Source organism: Trichococcus collinsii, from assembly GCF_900107505.1.
GTDB classification, from domain to species: Bacteria; Bacillota; Bacilli; order Lactobacillales; family Aerococcaceae; genus Trichococcus; species Trichococcus collinsii.
In genome coordinates, this window is record NZ_FNQH01000005.1 from 37,564 (window position 1) to 52,817 (window position 15,254).

Sequence of the window (15,254 nt, forward strand, 5' to 3'; positions counted from 1 at the left end):
ACTCAGCTAGTATACCGCCACAAAAAAATAAGAAAAGGCTCGTTATTATGCAAAACCTCCTGATTTTTGTCATCGCATTTCCGGAAATCAGTTAAACAGCAATTTTATGCGGATGACTTTTGTCTGAAAACCCTTTCTATTTAAAAATGGCCCGCAAGCGGGCAGAAAAAAGCAAAGAATCGGACTACCAGAAAGTATCCGGCGCCAAAAAAGGTTGTCTCGGCGGAGACAACCTTTTCTTCATTGTTATTCTGCTTAGCCGATCGCTCGGCGAAATTCGATGAACAGGATTGCGTTGCTGCTCATCGAAGCATAGAAGGACCAATCTTTGTCGATCTGTTCATCCTCAAGCTCCAGAGTCGGCATGGAGGATTGCACGATGTATTCCATCACTTCGAGGTCGATACCGTGCTTGCTGTTCAGCTGCCCCCATTTTGTGTAGAGACCGCCATTTTGCTGATCGAACCGGTATTTCCGGACTTGGTATTCCCCGGGCTCCATGCCGATCAACCGCACGTGCAGTTCGTTGCTGCGGTTCCGCATGAACAATTCGTCGACCGAGTAACGCGGGTTGAAATGCTTTTCGTTGAAAAGCAACAGTTGGTAGCCCTCTTCATTTTCGGTCAGCACATAATGCTTACCTTGAGCACGCACTCCCCCCGTCATCCGTTCCTTGAACATCAATGTGTAGAAAGCCGGCCGCTTGCCATTGAAGAAATGGAACAGCTCCAAACCCGCCACAGCTTTGTTGTGGTTCCCTCCGTATAGCTCATGGAGTTCAGTGTTCAGCCAGAAACCGACACCTGCGACTTCCGTACCCAAATCCAAAATAGTCCTCAGGATCAGCGCGCCCCGAAAAAAAGTCCCGTTTGTGTAGCGCGTGTTTCCTGTCAGCGTGTTCCAATTTTCCAGGTACAGCGGCTGATGCATCTGATGCTTTTTCAGGAATCGCTTCAGCTTCTGAGTTTTCCGCAGGATATAGTCCTGGCTGTTCAGGAAGTCTTCATCGCTGATTTCTGAAAAGTCGACAACTTCGTTCTGATCGGCATCATAGGTGATGAAATCGATGTTGCCGGATTGGTGAAGTTGCCAATGATGGGGCAACGAAAGGCTGTCTTTGTCTTCTTTGAAAGGAAGGAAAGTGCCGATTTTCAGCTGAGGGGCATATTTCCGAATCACTGCATGCAGCCTCAAGTACACGCGCTCCAACTCCGTGGACAGGACGGCCGTCTCTTTTTCCGCATAGAACACGACTTTCCATTGGTTGACAAATTTCCTGCCGAAGACCTGCAGTGTGTGGATAAGAAACCCTTCAAGTTCTTTGAAATAGCGTTCTTCATTGTGGATGACTTCTTTATAAGTGACCCTCATATACAGGCTGATTTCCTGTTCCTTCAGATACTGGATTGCCAAATCGGCATTTGCGTACTTCGGTATTGTGGACACGAACTCATCCGTCTCGACTTCCGGCAACAAAGTGGATCCACCGATCAGATTGCGCACACCCACAAAATCGATGCGAAGCCGTTGCTTAGCAAGAAGCATTTGCTCCTTCACCTGCTCGTTCAGGATTTCCTTGAGTTCCCCGATGAACATAATGTGCTTTTCACGCGCCAATGATCCGGCTCCGCTACTGTGCCCGACAACGATCTTGCACGCTTCTCCCGGCGCCTCGTCCGGCAATGCGCGTGGATTCAGAGACTCTTCCAAATATTTCGTCAATTGCATGAGCGCTTCCGGTGAATCCAATTCCTCCCCGGTCTCCGTTTTGGCGGTTACGGCTCTGAAGGCTTCGCTGTTCTCTTGCTTATGCTCCTTCCGGTACTGCACCGGCGTCTGATCGTAGACCGATTTGAAGACTTCCGTAAAATTTTTCGCCGTCGAGAAGCCGTTTCTCACGGCAATCTGGAACAAATTGTCGGATGTATGCATCAAATCCTCCACGCAGTGCTTCAAACGCACCATTTTCAGATATTGCAGAAAGCCCATTCCGGTAATCTGCTTGAAGTAACGGGATAAATAGGTAGGCGAGAGGTATTCACTCTCGGCCATCTCCGCAAGCGTCAACGGTTCCGCGTAACGGAGCTCAATCGTATGGATGATTCGGGCGATCCGTTCATCGCTCGCCTCACCCGCACTTGTATGCGGCCCCTCCTTCTTGAAGAAGCGGGTAACCAGCAGCATCGTCTGAAAAAGGATACTGCGGGCTTCCAAAACGCTGCCTTCTTCCTGGCGGAAATGGACAATCACGAGTTCCACCAACAACCTGCGCAACTGCGCTACGACATCCCCGCGCCCCGGATCCAAATCTTTCGAGAAACATTCGAAGGAATAATGGAAGTAATTCGGGTAGTTCAGCACGAAAAAATGGCTGGGTATGCTCAGGCAAATGAGGATATTGTTTTCGCTGCCCCGGACGGTATAGTGGTCGTTCCGGTTGATGAAGAGAATATCCCCTTCATCCAGAGCATAAATTTCCCCATTGACGGACACGCTCGCCCTTCCTTTGGTCACGAACAAAATCCGCGTGCCGTAATACCGCTGCGGCGCGGCATAACGGATATTCCCCATCGTGATATCATAATCTGCCCCGTGCTCTCTCGTCATCATTTTCCCCCTCCATTCCTTTCCTCCATTATCCCCCTCGTATCCGATCTGCACAACGGGCATTTTTCGACAACTATTTGAACGGAACAGTCTGATAGTGCAAAAAAAAACTAAAAAATGCCCCCGAAGAAAAGCCCGGGGACATCTTGTCTGTTCATGAAACTAATTTTTATCAGATTGTGCTCGTGTCGATCACGAAACGGTATCTGACGTCAGAAGCCAATACACGTTCATACGCCTCGTCGATTTGGTCAGCGGAAATGACTTCGATATTCGGAACGATGCCGTGTTCGGCACAGAAGTCCAGCATTTCCTGCGTTTCGCGGATGCCGCCGATCATAGAGCCGGCGAAGGTGCGGCGATGCCCGATCAAGGACATCACATTCACTGACAGCGGTTCACCAGGAGCTCCGACATTCACTAACGTGCCATCGAGCTTCAACAAGCCCAGGTAAGCATCCAGATTGATCACAGCGCTCACCGTATTGATGATGAGGTCAAAACTACCGGCCAATTCCTTGAACGTTTCCGGATCCTTCGTGGCGTAATAGTGCTGCGCCCCGAACTTCAGGCCGTCTTCTTTTTTGCTCAGCGTTTGCGAAAGGACAGTCACTTCGGCCCCCATCGCATGCGCGATTTTGACACCCACGTGACCCAATCCGCCCAGACCGATCACAGCGACTTTCTTGCCGGGGCCTGCCTGCCAGCGGTTCAAAGGCGAGTAGGTGGTGATGCCGGCACACAGCAGCGGTGCCGCAGCATCTAGTCCAATATTGTCCGGAATCCGCACCACGAAATCTTCGGTCACGACGATATGCGTCGAATAGCCGCCCTGCGTTGGTTCGCCGTATTTATCGACTCCGGCATAGGTCGGGACATTGCCATTGAGACAGTACTGCTCCTCGCCGCGCAAACAATTTTCGCATTCCCCGCAGGAATCGACCATGCAGCCGACACCGACGCGATCACCGATTTGATACTTCGTCACACCAGGTCCGACCGCTGTGACCAGTCCCGCGATTTCATGCCCAGGCACGAGTGGATAGTGCACATGCCCCCATTCACCATGGGCTGTATGGATATCCGAGTGGCAGATACCCGCAAATTTGATTTCGATCAGAACGTCCTGCTCATCCAATTCCCGTCTCTTTATTTCAGCAAATCGGAACGGTTTGTCCGGACCGTCGACTGCTCTTGCTCTCGCTAGTACCATCTATTTCCCCTCCATTATGCTTGTTTAATCAAAAGCAGCGTTCTCGCTCTTGTAGAACAAGCATACACCTTGAAGTTAAGGTTAAGTCAAGCGATAACCAGTGGTAAACCAGAATTACTTCGCATACGCATCAGGAAATCATCTGGCAAATTGCTGACTTGCACCAATCAATTTGCCAATTCCCATCCCCAGACCATCTTTTTGTTCCTTATTGTTAACATTATTTCTATTATCAGCATAACTGGTTTATACTTAATATTGAAACAATTCGAAAATAGGAGGAATCAACTTGAAAATGAAAGCTTATTTAGCTCTTCCGGTTGCATTATTGCTTATGGCCTGTTCGAATGGTGCGGAGGAAATTCCTGAAACAGAAGTCACTCAATCATCGGTCAGCGAAAGCGCAGAAGTCATCAGTACGGAAGTTATCGACGACGAAGCTGCATTTTTGGAACAAATTGCTGATTTTGATGCAGAGCATGAACCGTTCATCGTAGCCTATTATGACTCCCTAGATGCCATTAAAGAAAAAGTATCCGACGAGACGAACACTTTTGTTGATCCAGAACTTTCCGAAAGGGAACTGCAAATCAAATTGGTTTTCAAAGGCGATGATGGTTATTACCGAGTGGTGTTGGAACAAAAATAGTCACTAAAATGAGAAAGCAAGCAGCCTGCGATAAGAAGTCGACCAGCAAAATCAGCTACGCGGTTCGGGAATAGCGGTAAAGCTTAATGAAGATTCGGTGTCGGTCACTCAGCCCTGTTTTTTCTTTTCAAAATTGAAATAAGGCATATGTCTTGATCAATTGTGCTGTCACTTCGAAAGCCGACAGATTGGGATGGTGTCGACTGTTCGGCAAGCCATTCCCTACTGAAACTCAATACAAACCGCTTCAGTCTACTAAACGTACACTAATGCAGCTACAACAACCGACGAATCGCAATCCCTAAATGCAACAAGCGCCTATTTCCGCTGTTTCTCCAAAAATTCCCACAGCACAACGACATGGTTGATTTCCGGGTCCCGCGCGGCATAGACCAATGTGACATCGGTCTCTTCCAACTGTTTCAGGATCTCCGCCACTGCAGCCGTGGTCTTCGGGCTCGTCAACAGCTCCTCTTCATAGCGTTCCTTGAAGGCGGCAAATTTATCGGGATCGTGATCGAACCATTTGCGCAGATCCGGAGAAGGCGCGCTGTTTTTCAACCACGCATCCAGCAGTGCGGCTTCCTTTTTGACCCCACGAGGCCACAACCGGTCAACCAGGATACGGAAACCGTCTGCTTCTGCGGGAGATTCATAGATGCGTTTCATCTTCAGTTTCATGCATAGTGCTCCTTTTCTTGATTAAGCTTAATATTCCTACCTTACTTGATCCCAAATTATTCTGTTCAATGAATCTCATTCCGAACATGACTAGCATTTTTTCTTACTGATCAACTTATACCTGAATCCATTCACTTTGAAATCTGTTCCGGGAGCTACTTTACTTGCTTCTTGGAACAGTACAGAATCTTTGCTGATTTGGCGTTTAGCTAAGTTGCTGTTCGGTGATTGGACAACTCTGTAACTGTAAGCTTCTTTATCCTCATAGTCATATACGGAAATCTCCCAATCATGCCATTCTGATTTTTTGGAATGCTCTTTTTTCCTTTGAGCTGCTGCCGCTTTCGGTGATTGTTCATTTATTTCAGCGTTTCTTTTCTTCTTTTTAACTACACTCATCCAGTTTCTTTCAACAAAACTGAGATTACTTTGCGAAGCATACTCACTATGAAGATGGAAGTGTTTGCAATACTTCCAATAGTTGTAGCCGATCTCCGGAACAAAGACAGGCTGCTTCTTGCAGGATCGATCACTCCGGTCATAAAATGCGCAAGTACCGCAAGAAACTCTCTCTGAATGACCAATCTTTTTAATATTTGGAAAATGGGCGTATTTAGCTGGTGCCCCACGAGAAATATGATTCATTCGTTCGACTCCTTCGTACAAAGAATTATATGTTGCCATACATGCCGAAGAAAATTTTCTCAGCATATCCCCAGTTGGTTCATCTACACTTCAGCTTCCAGCAGTACCAACGTTTCGGTCATGTTTTTCAGAGCAATTTTTTCGTTTTGAAGCTGTCCTTGCAGCTTTTCAATGCTCCGTTCAAGCTGTTGCACTTCCACCAATTTTTCGATTAATTCACTCTGAAACTGCTCCTTGTCGACCTGCCTTACACCATCCAGTTGTTGTTTTTGCTGTTTGTACTGATGGTAGAGCATGGCCTCGCTTTGGCTTTTCGGGCCGCCTGCAGCTACTATTCTTTCGTAGCTTCTTCCGTAGTGTTCGAATTGTTCTTTTGTCATTGTCATCGTCTTTCCCTCCAAATTGTTTTTTGAAAACAAAAAACCCTTCTTACTAAAAAGAAGAGTCGGGAATGTCGCTTTGCTCTTCTTATCTCTCAGATTGCTCTGCAGGATTTAGCACCGTGCCGCCGCATTCAGGCGTGGGTCGGTTGCTGAGATGTCATCGGGCCAGTCCCTCAATCTCTCTTGATATAGCAGTTATTTAATTTTCAAACATATTATGTCATACACTTGCGCAAAATTCAATTAATTATCATTCATTTATTTGTTTTCTTCATCTACATCTGTTCTACACACTTCCTTGGTATCCTTAAGAAGGATCAAGCGATCCCGCGTTGCTGATCATTCCTGTTGTCCGATCAACAACACGGAAACAGTCTCATAAACTATAGCCAGTTTATACATAGGAAGGAAGAACTTACCCATGAAGAAAAAATATTTGATGATTGGCCTGATTTCTTTTACTGCATTGACAACATTCGCTGTCGCAACTCCCGTAGAAGCAGCAATGATGGATACTACAACATTTGAAAATCACGGTCAGTATGTACGCAGCCATGCCACTCATCTGCGTCATCACACTGAAGACGACAACCACATGAACGGCGTAAGCATGCATGCCAGAGACAAGGATGAAAATCTTAGTTGTCCCGCTGAATAGATGACTCCAACCTTTACTCAATGCTCTCGTTAACCGGGCAAAAAATCTTGGTAGATGAACATTTTTGAACGATGTATTGCTGCTAAAGATCCCCACAAGAATTTTCTGTCTTGTGGGGATCTTTTTTTTATAAATTTATAGCTGCCAGAACGAAAGGAAAAAGTGCAGCGAGCTACGCATACTTCAACGCAATCTCTTCCATAAATTTGGTCGCGTCCTTAAAGGCGTCACAGCAATCCTCCAGGGATTTATAGATTTTGCTGAGGATGACGATGCTAACGGCATCCGCATCACTCTGATAGAGATCGCGCATGGATTGGATATACAGCAGATCTCCTTCCTTTTCACAGGCATTGATCCGGTCGATGACTGCATGGATCTCTTTTTGCGATTTCTTGTAGGTTTTCAATAGCCGCACCGCCTTAAGCAGTTCTTCTGCTGATTTTTCGACCAGATCGAGGAATTTATTGATTTCCGTGGTGATGTTCTGCGGTTGATAGATTTCAATGTGGATCATGACATCCTCAATCATGTCGATGGCATGGTCCAGACTGGTGACTAGCGCGATCACATCCTGCCTATCGAAAGGCGGCAACAGATCATTGTACATATAGCGCATCAGCCTATATTTCGCGAGGTCGGCATTGTGTTCGATTTCATGCATCTCGTCCAATTTTTGGCTGAGATCAGCGACCGGATACTCCGCCAAAACCTGCTTCAGGAATTCCGCCGATTGGACGCCCCATTCGGCAAGCTTGATGAACTCATCGAAATAATCCAACTTTTCCGTCTTCTTTTTGAACATTACCGGAACCCCCTAAAATATCCGAATGAACAGCTTTGCCATCAAATACCCGACAAAGCCGCAGCCTGGAAATGTCAACACCCACGTGAAAACCATTTCCTTGACCGTCAACCAGTTTACGCTCGATAAATGCCTGCCCGCGCCTACTCCCATGATGGCCGTTGTCTTCGTGTGGGTCGTGCTTACCGGCAGCCCCAAGAGGGAGGCCGTCAAGAGACTCACGGCACCGGCAAAATCAGCGCTGAAGCCTTGATAGGTCTCCAACTTCACCATGTTGACCCCCACCGTCTTAATGATCTTCCCGCCGCCGATTGCCGTTCCCAAGGCCATGACCGTGGAACACAACAGCATCAACCAGATAGGAATCACAAAATCAGTCGCTGTATTTCCTTGCGACAAAGCGATACCCAAGAGGAAAATCCCGATGAACTTCTGGCCATCTTGGGCCCCATGCATGAAGGCCATTGCAGCCGCACCAGCTATCTGGCTGTTGCGAAAGAAGGTTGTCGTGCTTTGCCGTTCTATATTTTTGAACAGAACGCCGACCAGTTTCACGACAAGGAAACCCAGAGACAGACCCATAACGGTGGAAAGAACCAAGCCATACAGCACCTTAATCCATTCCGCCCCATTGATGCCATCGATACCGCCCTGTAACGCGATAGCAGCCCCCGATACCCCAGCGATCAAGGCATGGCTTTCGCTTGTCGGGATGCCAAAATACCAAGCTGCAGTGGCCCATACCACAATCGCGAAGAGAGCCGCACAGAGCGCCACGACCGCATCATCTGTATTCCCGCCGAAATCAACCATCTTCGCCATCGTCTGGGCAACTTTCGCATTGATCGCAGTCATCGCGAAGACCCCTAAGAAATTGAACACCGCCGCCATCAAGATGGCGTTCCGCGGCGTCATGCTTCTGGTCGACACGCAGGTGGCGATGGCGTTCGGCGCATCCGTCCACCCGTTCACCAAAACCACGCCCAGCGTCAAGGTCAACGTCACCAAAATAGCCGGGCTCGACAGCAGCAACTGAATGAATTCACCGAATGAAATCGCCATAAACAACCACCGCCTTTCCGGATTGCACTGAAGCGAGTGACCTTACATCGGAATCCCGACTTCGATATGCTGGAAGGATTCGACGTCAAACAAGCCTATATCCGTCAATTTCAGACGCGGAATGACCGGTAGACACAGGAACGATAGGATCATAAAGATATTCTGCCCTTCTTCCGCCAGCGTAGCCAACTGCTCGTGCAACGCATGCAATTCCTCAATCACTTCTTCGTACGGCTTTTCCGACATGATGCCGCCGACCCGCAGCGGTACCGACGCCAGCACCTTGCCGCCCTCAACGATGACGAGTCCGCCTTGCATCCGTTCCGCTTCCTCTATCGCCAGCAACATATCTTCATCGTTGGTTCCGGCAACGACCAGATTATGTGAATCATGGGCTACAGTCGAGGCGATGGCTCCCCGTTTCAGACCGAGTCCGCTGACGATGCCAGCCCCGATGCTGCCGGTTTGGTGATGGCGTTCGCACACCACCATCTTCACTTGATCATTTTCTGGATCCGAAACAAAAAAGCCGTCTTCCGTCTGCACATCCGCTGCGATTTTCTCCGTAATGATTCGGCCCGGCACAACGCCGATGACCCAAGCTTTCTGGCCTTCCTGAAGCGGAATCTGCAAGTCGTCTTTTGTAACTTTCTTCAAATGAAGAGAAGATCGGACGGCCTCCGGCACAGTTGCGCGGATGCTTCTCAAAGCCCCCAGGTCCAGCAAGCGTCCGTCTTTGATGATCGTTTCCGGGCGCAATGTCTCCAGGCTGTCCGTAATCAGGATATCCGCCAGATACCCGGGTGCGATGGCGCCTTTGTCATCGATGCCGTGGCACACCGCATTATTGAGCGTAGCCATCTGGATGGCGATCAGCGGATCCAAGCCCTTTTGGATGGCCAGTTGCGCGGCATAATTGACGGTTCCTTCTTCTGCCAATTCGTCCAGATGCTTATCATCCGTACAGAATGAAAAACGGCGGCTGTTCCTTTCGTTGATGGCCGGCAACAGCGCCAGCAAATCTTTCGCGGCTGATCCTTCGCGCACTAACACATGGATGCCCCGACGTACCCGCGCGATCGCTTCTTCAGCAGTGACCGCCTCATGATCGTTGCGGATCCCAGCTGTGCTGTAAACATTCAGCGCAGCATCCGGCAACCCGGCTGCATGGCCATCGACCATCATTCCCGCGTCTATCGTCATGCGGACTTTCTCAAGCATATCCGGATTTGCATTCAAAACGGATGGATAATCCATCACTTCCGCCAAACCGATAACGGCTGAATTTTTCAGATAAGGGCGGAGATCATCCGCCGTCAGCGTTGCCCCATTCTGCTCGAAGGGCGTTGCCGGTACACACGAAGGCAGCTTCATCAGGATATCCATGTCGGCATTGGCGGCGTCCTTCAGCATAAAGTCGATCCCGATCGTACCTGCAACGTTCGCGATTTCATGTGGATCGGTCACAACGGTCGTCACCCCGTGCTTGATGAGCGCACGCGAAAATTCCGATGGCGTCACCATCGTCGATTCGATATGGATATGCCCGTCGATAAAGCCCGGCATGACATACTTGCCCGAAGCATCCACCACTTGCTTTCCGTTTGGGTAGGTTCCGATGCCGACGATGCAACCGTCTTTGATCGCAACGTCCGACTTAAAGGTCTCCAACGAAAATACATCCACTACTGTTCCATTTTGGATGATAAGGTCCGCTTCCTCCGGTTGCTGTGCAGCCTGAATCAATCTTTTCAATGCATCTGTCATACAAATTCCCCCTGGTTCCATTCGCTCTCTTAGTCAGCGAATCTCTCGTTGTTTCCTATATTATACACGATTCGAGTGTGGACCGATAAGCTTCTTAATCGTCGCACAATTTGCAGCATTCATAAATATCAGGTGATCGCTTTTACCTATCAACCTTGTTCGATTATAACTGTTTGCTTCTTACATGCACCGGTGATAAGATTTCCTCATGCCTCAGAACGACAAAAAGTAAGAAAGTGTCGATTTGAGGGCCAGCATCACAAGCGATAACTGCGTGGGGGAGTTTTTCAGGTCGAATGACCAGCAGCGTTTCAAATAAAAAAACAAAACAGGAGTGATTCATAATGAAGAAACTATTATCAAAGATCTTATTCGTGGGTACAGCCGGCTTGGCTTTAGCGGCTTGCGGCGCAACAACAACTGACTCAAGTTCGGACAGTGCTTCTACAGCATCCAGCACTGCTGCATCAGTAAACGTCTTAAAAACGATCGAAGAAAACAAACAATTACGCATCGGGGTTGAAGGCACTTACCCTCCGTTCAGCTATCATGATACAGAAACAGGCGACTTGGTCGGTTTCGAAGTGGAAATCGCAGAAGTCATCGCTGCAGATTTGGGCGTTGAGCCTGTCTTCGTCGAAACGAAATGGGATTCCTTGATTGCCGGATTGGACGTCAATAAATACGATATCGTCATCAACAATGTCGGCGTTACGGAAGAACGTCAAGAAGCCTATGACTTCACCGATGCTTACTTCGAGTCCTACGGCCAACTGGCTGTCAGCGCAGACTCCGACATCCAAACTTTAGAAGACTACAGCGGCAAAAAATCTGCCCAATCGACTACAAGCAATTATGCACAGAACGCCCGCGACCTTGGCGCTGAAATCGTCCCTGTCGACGGATTCAACCAAGCAGTCGAATTGATCACTTCAGGCCGAGCGGACGGAACAATCAACGATTACATCACCTTCTTGACTTACTTTGAAGAAAATCCAGACTCCACGTTGAAACTGATCGACGAAAAACTGCCTACAAATGATAAAGTCGGCATAATCCTGCAAAAGGAAAACACAGACTTCCAGGCTAAACTGAACGAAATCATCGCAGCACGCACTGAAGATGGCACATTCAAAGCAATCTTCGAAAAATATCTTGGTGAAGACATCAGCGTCGGCGCCAACGAATAAGAAAAGCTGAACGGGCTCGTTCAGACCCACATTCAAAAAATCGTACCAATTGCGCTCTAAGGGGCGCAATTGGTACGATTTATCTGATTTATGGATGGGTAACCCTTGAAGCTAGCCATCATTGTTGGAAGCATGGTACAATTTGGTATCTCGTGAACCATTTGCGGTGATGCTCTTTTGGACGTTGAATAGTTTTTTTATTTTTAATATATATAAAGGAATGGTGAGTAAATTTTGCAACATACATTATCCATAATCGAAAACGCCCTATGGCCAATTCTGGAAGCAGGATTTACCGTCACCATCCCCTTGGCGCTGATTTCCTTTGCCTTGTCACTTGTCTTAGCGGTCCTTACTGCAGTCATGCGGATTTCGAAAAGTAAATTATTGAAAGGGCTGGCTTGGTTCTATGTTTGGGTATTCCGCGGCACTCCGCTTTTGATCCAATTGTTCATCGTCTTTTTCGGTTTGCCGAAGCTGAACATCACCTTGGATGCGTGGACGGCTGCCATCCTGACTTTCGCCCTGAACAGCGGCGCCTACTCGGCCGAATCCATCCGCGGCGCAATCCTGTCCATTCCGAGAGGGCAATGGGAAGCGGCTGATTCCTTGGGTATGACGCACGGTCAGGTCCTGAAAAGAATCATCTTCCCGCAGACCATCCGGATCGCCTTGCCGGCCGTCATGAACGACTTCATTTCTCTGGTGAAATCGACTTCGCTGGCATCCAGCATCACGATCATTGAAATGACGATGGTCGGTCAGCAATTCGCTTCCGTTACCTATGAACCGCTGATTCTGTATATGGAAGTGGCTGTGATCTACCTCCTTATCAGCACAGTATTGACTTGGATCCAGGGCAAATTGGAAATCAGAACTTCCAAATATCTGAAAAAGGCGTGACGACATGATCGAAATCAAACATATCCAAAAATCCTACGGTGACTTTCATGCCCTTAAGGATATCTCATTAACTTTCAAAACTGGCGAAACGACCGTCATTGTCGGCCCATCCGGTTCAGGCAAGTCCACGCTGTTGCGTACGTTGAATTTGCTGGAAGTGCCTGAGAGCGGCATTCTGAAAAACGGTAATCTCGAAGTCGATTTCAGCTCCAAAATATCGAAAGAAACGATGATGGCCATCAGAAAAGAAACGGCGATGGTGTTCCAGAGCTTCAACCTGTTCCCACATCTGTCAGTATTGGAAAATGTCATCGAAGGCCCGCTCACAGTCCTGAAACTTTCTAAAACGGAAGCGACGGCCAGAGCTAAGAACCTGCTGACCAAAGTCGGCTTGGCCGACAAACTAGACCATTACCCGGACCAACTTTCTGGTGGCCAGCAGCAACGCGTAGCAATCGCGCGCGCCTTGGCCATGGAGCCAGATTTCGTCCTATTTGATGAACCGACTTCTGCCCTCGATCCCGAATTGGAAGCAGAAGTGCTGCGCGTGCTGAAAGAACTCGCTTCCGAAAAGCTGTCCATGATCATCGTGACGCACAACCTTGACTTCGCAAGGGAAGCAGCGGACCGCATGCTCTTCTTGGAGGACGGTAAGGTCGGCTTCGACGGTCCAACAAAGGACTTCTTCGAAAGCACAACCGAGCCCAGAATCGCTCGCTTCATCAACAGCATTACGATTTAAAAAGATAGACGAGACCAGAGCATCCAAGCTTTGGTCTCATCTATCTTTTTTGTTGAGGCAATTGATACTATTATGCTCAGGATTATGCCTTGTTCTCGATTTCGATGATTGTCATGATTGCGTAATTCGCCAAATCCATCAGCGTGTCTGTAATACTCTCGTCTTTAACTTCGGCCTCCTGCTTGATCAGTTGTTTCAACCGGTGCAATTTATCATCCAATCGAATAGCTGGCATCGTCAGCCCATACTCTTGGAAGCTGTCACCAAAACTATCCCCATAGTCTTTATTTTTTGCCGCGTACAGCTGATTCAACCTCTCGCATATTTCCCTGTGCTGCTCGACTTTCGTCATATCCATCACCGCTTTCCTTCTTATTAAGCTTACTCAAACAGTGAGCATGAACCCACCCTCACTACAATACTCATAAAACCGTACTATTATTCATTTCCAGCATTTCTCCCGAGTGTCAGCGGACTGCGCCTATCTGCTGCATCCAGCTCAGGCGATCCGGCGAGTTCCACCATTCCACAATTTTCCCATTGGTTATCTTTGCCATCCCGATTACGGGAACAACTACCGATTTCCCGCTGGCCGGGATGCCGTTGAACTCCCCAGTATGCATAGCCCTCACAACCCCACGGAACGCCACCTTGTCGTCTTCAGCAATCATATCTTCCAACGTGATCTGGCTTTCTGAGAAGCTCGCATAATAGTTGGTTTGAAACTTCTGGAATTCTTGCAGATTCATTGTTGGCGATGCACCGATATGAGCCGTAAAATTTGGAACACAAAATTCAACAATCGTTCGACCTTCTTTGTTCGATTTCATAAGGAAATCATGAATAAGTGCTTTATTCTCCTCCAACATAAGAAAGACATCCTTTCTATTGATTCTGTTCTTGCTTATTCTTTATCGATTACCCTGCCCGCATCATCGCAACAATTATATTCGAACTGGATCGTCAAGTGGGTCACACCAAAGCGCACTTTCAATACTTGTTCCAGCTTCTCATAAATGCCGGACAGTTCACTGACCAAAATATCATTTTGCAGATTTACATGAGCTTCGAAAAAGACCGTGTTCTCATCCAACGCCCAAATGTGGACGTGATGGATATCCTTTATCGCATCCATCTTTTCGAGTTCCTCCGCTATTTCATCGATGTCCACCGTTTTCGGTGTTCCCTGCATCAGGATGTTTGCCGACTCTTTCAATATTTCATAGCTTTCCTTGAGGATATATATACCAATCAGCACCGTCAATAAGGGATCAATCCAATAAGCATCGAAATAATAGATGACAACACCGCCGACAATTACCCCGACTGAGGAAAGGGCATCGCTCAGAAAATGCAGGTATACCGCCCGCATATTCAAGTCATCTCCTGAGCTCTTATGCAGCAGGTATACAGCTACTGCATTGAGGACAATCCCGATGGCGGCGATCACGATGACCAGCAGTGCATTTATTTTCTCAGGCTGAATGAATTTAAAATAAGCTTCCCTGAAAAGGAAAAGGGACATGATGATCAGCAAGGTAGCATTGATGACTGCGGCTATGATGGTGGCTCGCCTGTAGCCAAAAGTATTTTTCTTGTCGTGTTTTTTTTCTGCCATCTTGACGGCAAACCAACTGATGACGATGGACAATACATCGTTAAGATTGTGGAGCGCATCGGAAAGCAGCGACAAGCTGCCGGAAAACCAACCGCCCAACACTTCGGCAATTGTCAGCAAAAGCTTCAGGGCGATGGTTATGAGCAAATTTTTTCCTTTCACGCCGTCCATACCATCCGGATGGCTAGGTGCATGGGTATGTTCAGTCATCTTTCACCCCTCCTATTACGCGCAACAAACAATTATCTATGCCATAATCATACTCCAAATTTTACGAAATGGAAAAATCCACGGACCCCTTTTCCTAACAAAACAAGGGACTCCCCTTTTT

Annotated in this window: 16 protein-coding genes and 1 riboswitch; of the genes, 5 read left to right on the forward strand and 11 right to left on the reverse strand. The window is 47.9% G+C overall.

What is annotated here, in order from left to right:
• Window positions 1-255: 255 nt before the first annotated feature.
• Window positions 256-2,610 carry a helix-turn-helix transcriptional regulator gene (locus tag BLV66_RS11680; protein ID WP_245826731.1) on the reverse strand — a complete coding sequence of 785 codons (2,355 nt, stop codon included), beginning with the start codon at window positions 2,608-2,610 and terminating at the stop codon, window positions 256-258.
• A 169-nt stretch (window positions 2,611-2,779) separates the two neighbouring features.
• Window positions 2,780-3,820 (reverse strand): NAD(P)-dependent alcohol dehydrogenase, encoded by a 1,041-nt coding sequence (locus tag BLV66_RS11685; protein WP_086987075.1) that lies wholly within the window; start codon window positions 3,818-3,820, stop codon window positions 2,780-2,782.
• A 289-nt stretch (window positions 3,821-4,109) separates the two neighbouring features.
• Between BLV66_RS11685 and BLV66_RS11690 the strand changes: the two genes are divergently transcribed.
• The gene (locus BLV66_RS11690; RefSeq protein WP_086987074.1) at window positions 4,110-4,469 is read left to right on the forward strand and encodes a hypothetical protein; all 360 of its coding nucleotides are present in this window, start codon (window positions 4,110-4,112) and stop codon (window positions 4,467-4,469) included.
• Window positions 4,470-4,787: 318 nt separating this feature from the next.
• Here BLV66_RS11690 and BLV66_RS11695 read toward each other — a convergent pair whose 3' ends face one another.
• The 3 genes from BLV66_RS11695 to BLV66_RS11705 all read right to left on the reverse strand — a co-directional run bounded on the left by BLV66_RS11695 (window position 4,788) and on the right by BLV66_RS11705 (window position 6,181).
• Entirely contained in the window at window positions 4,788-5,150 is a 363-nt protein-coding gene (locus BLV66_RS11695) for a DUF488 domain-containing protein (protein ID WP_086987073.1), read from the reverse strand.
• A 90-nt stretch (window positions 5,151-5,240) separates the two neighbouring features.
• Entirely contained in the window at window positions 5,241-5,795 is a 555-nt protein-coding gene (locus tag BLV66_RS11700; RefSeq protein ID WP_086987072.1) for a hypothetical protein, read from the reverse strand.
• 83 nt (window positions 5,796-5,878) lie between these two features.
• A complete protein-coding gene (locus BLV66_RS11705) occupies window positions 5,879-6,181 on the reverse strand; it encodes a hypothetical protein (protein ID WP_086987071.1) in 303 nt (100 codons plus the stop codon).
• A 79-nt stretch (window positions 6,182-6,260) separates the two neighbouring features.
• Window positions 6,261-6,372: riboswitch (SAM riboswitch) on the reverse strand.
• A 227-nt stretch (window positions 6,373-6,599) separates the two neighbouring features.
• Between BLV66_RS11705 and BLV66_RS11710 the strand changes: the two genes are divergently transcribed.
• Entirely contained in the window at window positions 6,600-6,836 is a 237-nt protein-coding gene (locus BLV66_RS11710) for a hypothetical protein (protein WP_086987070.1), read from the forward strand.
• A 172-nt stretch (window positions 6,837-7,008) separates the two neighbouring features.
• Here the strand turns inward: BLV66_RS11710 and BLV66_RS11715 are convergent, their stop codons facing one another.
• Genes BLV66_RS11715 through ade form a run of 3 tightly spaced genes read right to left on the reverse strand, consistent with a single transcriptional unit; the run spans window position 7,009 to window position 10,470 of the window.
• Window positions 7,009-7,641: a DUF47 domain-containing protein gene (locus BLV66_RS11715; protein ID WP_086987069.1), complete on the reverse strand. Its 633-nt coding sequence runs from the start codon at window positions 7,639-7,641 to the stop codon at window positions 7,009-7,011.
• A 12-nt stretch (window positions 7,642-7,653) separates the two neighbouring features.
• Complete coding sequence (locus tag BLV66_RS11720; RefSeq protein WP_086987068.1) at window positions 7,654-8,703, reverse strand: inorganic phosphate transporter; 1,050 nt, start codon at window positions 8,701-8,703, stop codon at window positions 7,654-7,656.
• 42 nt (window positions 8,704-8,745) lie between these two features.
• Window positions 8,746-10,470, reverse strand: a complete 1,725-nt coding sequence (gene ade, locus BLV66_RS11725; RefSeq protein ID WP_086987067.1) for an adenine deaminase — start codon at window positions 10,468-10,470, stop codon at window positions 8,746-8,748.
• A 344-nt stretch (window positions 10,471-10,814) separates the two neighbouring features.
• Here ade and BLV66_RS11730 point away from each other — a divergent pair, with 344 nt between their 5' ends.
• The 3 genes from BLV66_RS11730 to BLV66_RS11740 all read left to right on the forward strand — a co-directional run bounded on the left by BLV66_RS11730 (window position 10,815) and on the right by BLV66_RS11740 (window position 13,305).
• Window positions 10,815-11,660, forward strand: coding sequence for a transporter substrate-binding domain-containing protein (locus BLV66_RS11730; RefSeq protein WP_086987066.1), 846 nt, complete (start codon window positions 10,815-10,817; stop codon window positions 11,658-11,660).
• A gap of 234 nt (window positions 11,661-11,894) precedes the next feature.
• Complete coding sequence (locus tag BLV66_RS11735; RefSeq protein ID WP_086987065.1) at window positions 11,895-12,563, forward strand: amino acid ABC transporter permease; 669 nt, start codon at window positions 11,895-11,897, stop codon at window positions 12,561-12,563.
• Between the two features lie 4 nt (window positions 12,564-12,567).
• Entirely contained in the window at window positions 12,568-13,305 is a 738-nt protein-coding gene (locus BLV66_RS11740; RefSeq protein WP_086987064.1) for an amino acid ABC transporter ATP-binding protein, read from the forward strand.
• An 82-nt stretch (window positions 13,306-13,387) separates the two neighbouring features.
• Here BLV66_RS11740 and BLV66_RS11745 read toward each other — a convergent pair whose 3' ends face one another.
• From BLV66_RS11745 to BLV66_RS11755, 3 genes are all read right to left on the reverse strand, one after another.
• A complete protein-coding gene (locus BLV66_RS11745) occupies window positions 13,388-13,663 on the reverse strand; it encodes a nucleotide modification associated domain-containing protein (protein ID WP_245826730.1) in 276 nt (91 codons plus the stop codon).
• A gap of 109 nt (window positions 13,664-13,772) precedes the next feature.
• Window positions 13,773-14,174: an ester cyclase gene (locus tag BLV66_RS11750; RefSeq protein ID WP_086987063.1), complete on the reverse strand. Its 402-nt coding sequence runs from the start codon at window positions 14,172-14,174 to the stop codon at window positions 13,773-13,775.
• A 35-nt stretch (window positions 14,175-14,209) separates the two neighbouring features.
• Window positions 14,210-15,133: a cation diffusion facilitator family transporter gene (locus tag BLV66_RS11755; protein WP_218131844.1), complete on the reverse strand. Its 924-nt coding sequence runs from the start codon at window positions 15,131-15,133 to the stop codon at window positions 14,210-14,212.
• Between the last annotated feature and the right edge of the window lie 121 nt (window positions 15,134-15,254).

What these genes read in the sequence shown, in the direction of transcription:
- BLV66_RS11715 (WP_086987069.1), bottom strand. Translation starts at nt 7,641, where the DNA reads ATGTTCAAAAAGAAGACGGAAAAGTTGGATTATTTCGATGAGTTCATC.
- BLV66_RS11750 (WP_086987063.1), bottom strand. Translation starts at nt 14,174, where the DNA reads ATGTTGGAGGAGAATAAAGCACTTATTCATGATTTCCTTATGAAATCG.
- BLV66_RS11680 (WP_245826731.1), bottom strand. Translation starts at nt 2,610, where the DNA reads ATGATGACGAGAGAGCACGGGGCAGATTATGATATCACGATGGGGAAT.
- BLV66_RS11730 (WP_086987066.1), top strand. Translation starts at nt 10,815, where the DNA reads ATGAAGAAACTATTATCAAAGATCTTATTCGTGGGTACAGCCGGCTTG.
- BLV66_RS11740 (WP_086987064.1), top strand. Translation starts at nt 12,568, where the DNA reads ATGATCGAAATCAAACATATCCAAAAATCCTACGGTGACTTTCATGCC.
- BLV66_RS11710 (WP_086987070.1), top strand. Translation starts at nt 6,600, where the DNA reads ATGAAGAAAAAATATTTGATGATTGGCCTGATTTCTTTTACTGCATTG.
- BLV66_RS11720 (WP_086987068.1), bottom strand. Translation starts at nt 8,703, where the DNA reads ATGGCGATTTCATTCGGTGAATTCATTCAGTTGCTGCTGTCGAGCCCG.
- BLV66_RS11700 (WP_086987072.1), bottom strand. Translation starts at nt 5,795, where the DNA reads ATGAATCATATTTCTCGTGGGGCACCAGCTAAATACGCCCATTTTCCA.
- BLV66_RS11755 (WP_218131844.1), bottom strand. Translation starts at nt 15,133, where the DNA reads ATGACTGAACATACCCATGCACCTAGCCATCCGGATGGTATGGACGGC.
- BLV66_RS11695 (WP_086987073.1), bottom strand. Translation starts at nt 5,150, where the DNA reads ATGAAACTGAAGATGAAACGCATCTATGAATCTCCCGCAGAAGCAGAC.
- BLV66_RS11705 (WP_086987071.1), bottom strand. Translation starts at nt 6,181, where the DNA reads ATGACAATGACAAAAGAACAATTCGAACACTACGGAAGAAGCTACGAA.
- ade (WP_086987067.1), bottom strand. Translation starts at nt 10,470, where the DNA reads ATGACAGATGCATTGAAAAGATTGATTCAGGCTGCACAGCAACCGGAG.
- BLV66_RS11745 (WP_245826730.1), bottom strand. Translation starts at nt 13,663, where the DNA reads ATGGATATGACGAAAGTCGAGCAGCACAGGGAAATATGCGAGAGGTTG.
- BLV66_RS11685 (WP_086987075.1), bottom strand. Translation starts at nt 3,820, where the DNA reads ATGGTACTAGCGAGAGCAAGAGCAGTCGACGGTCCGGACAAACCGTTC.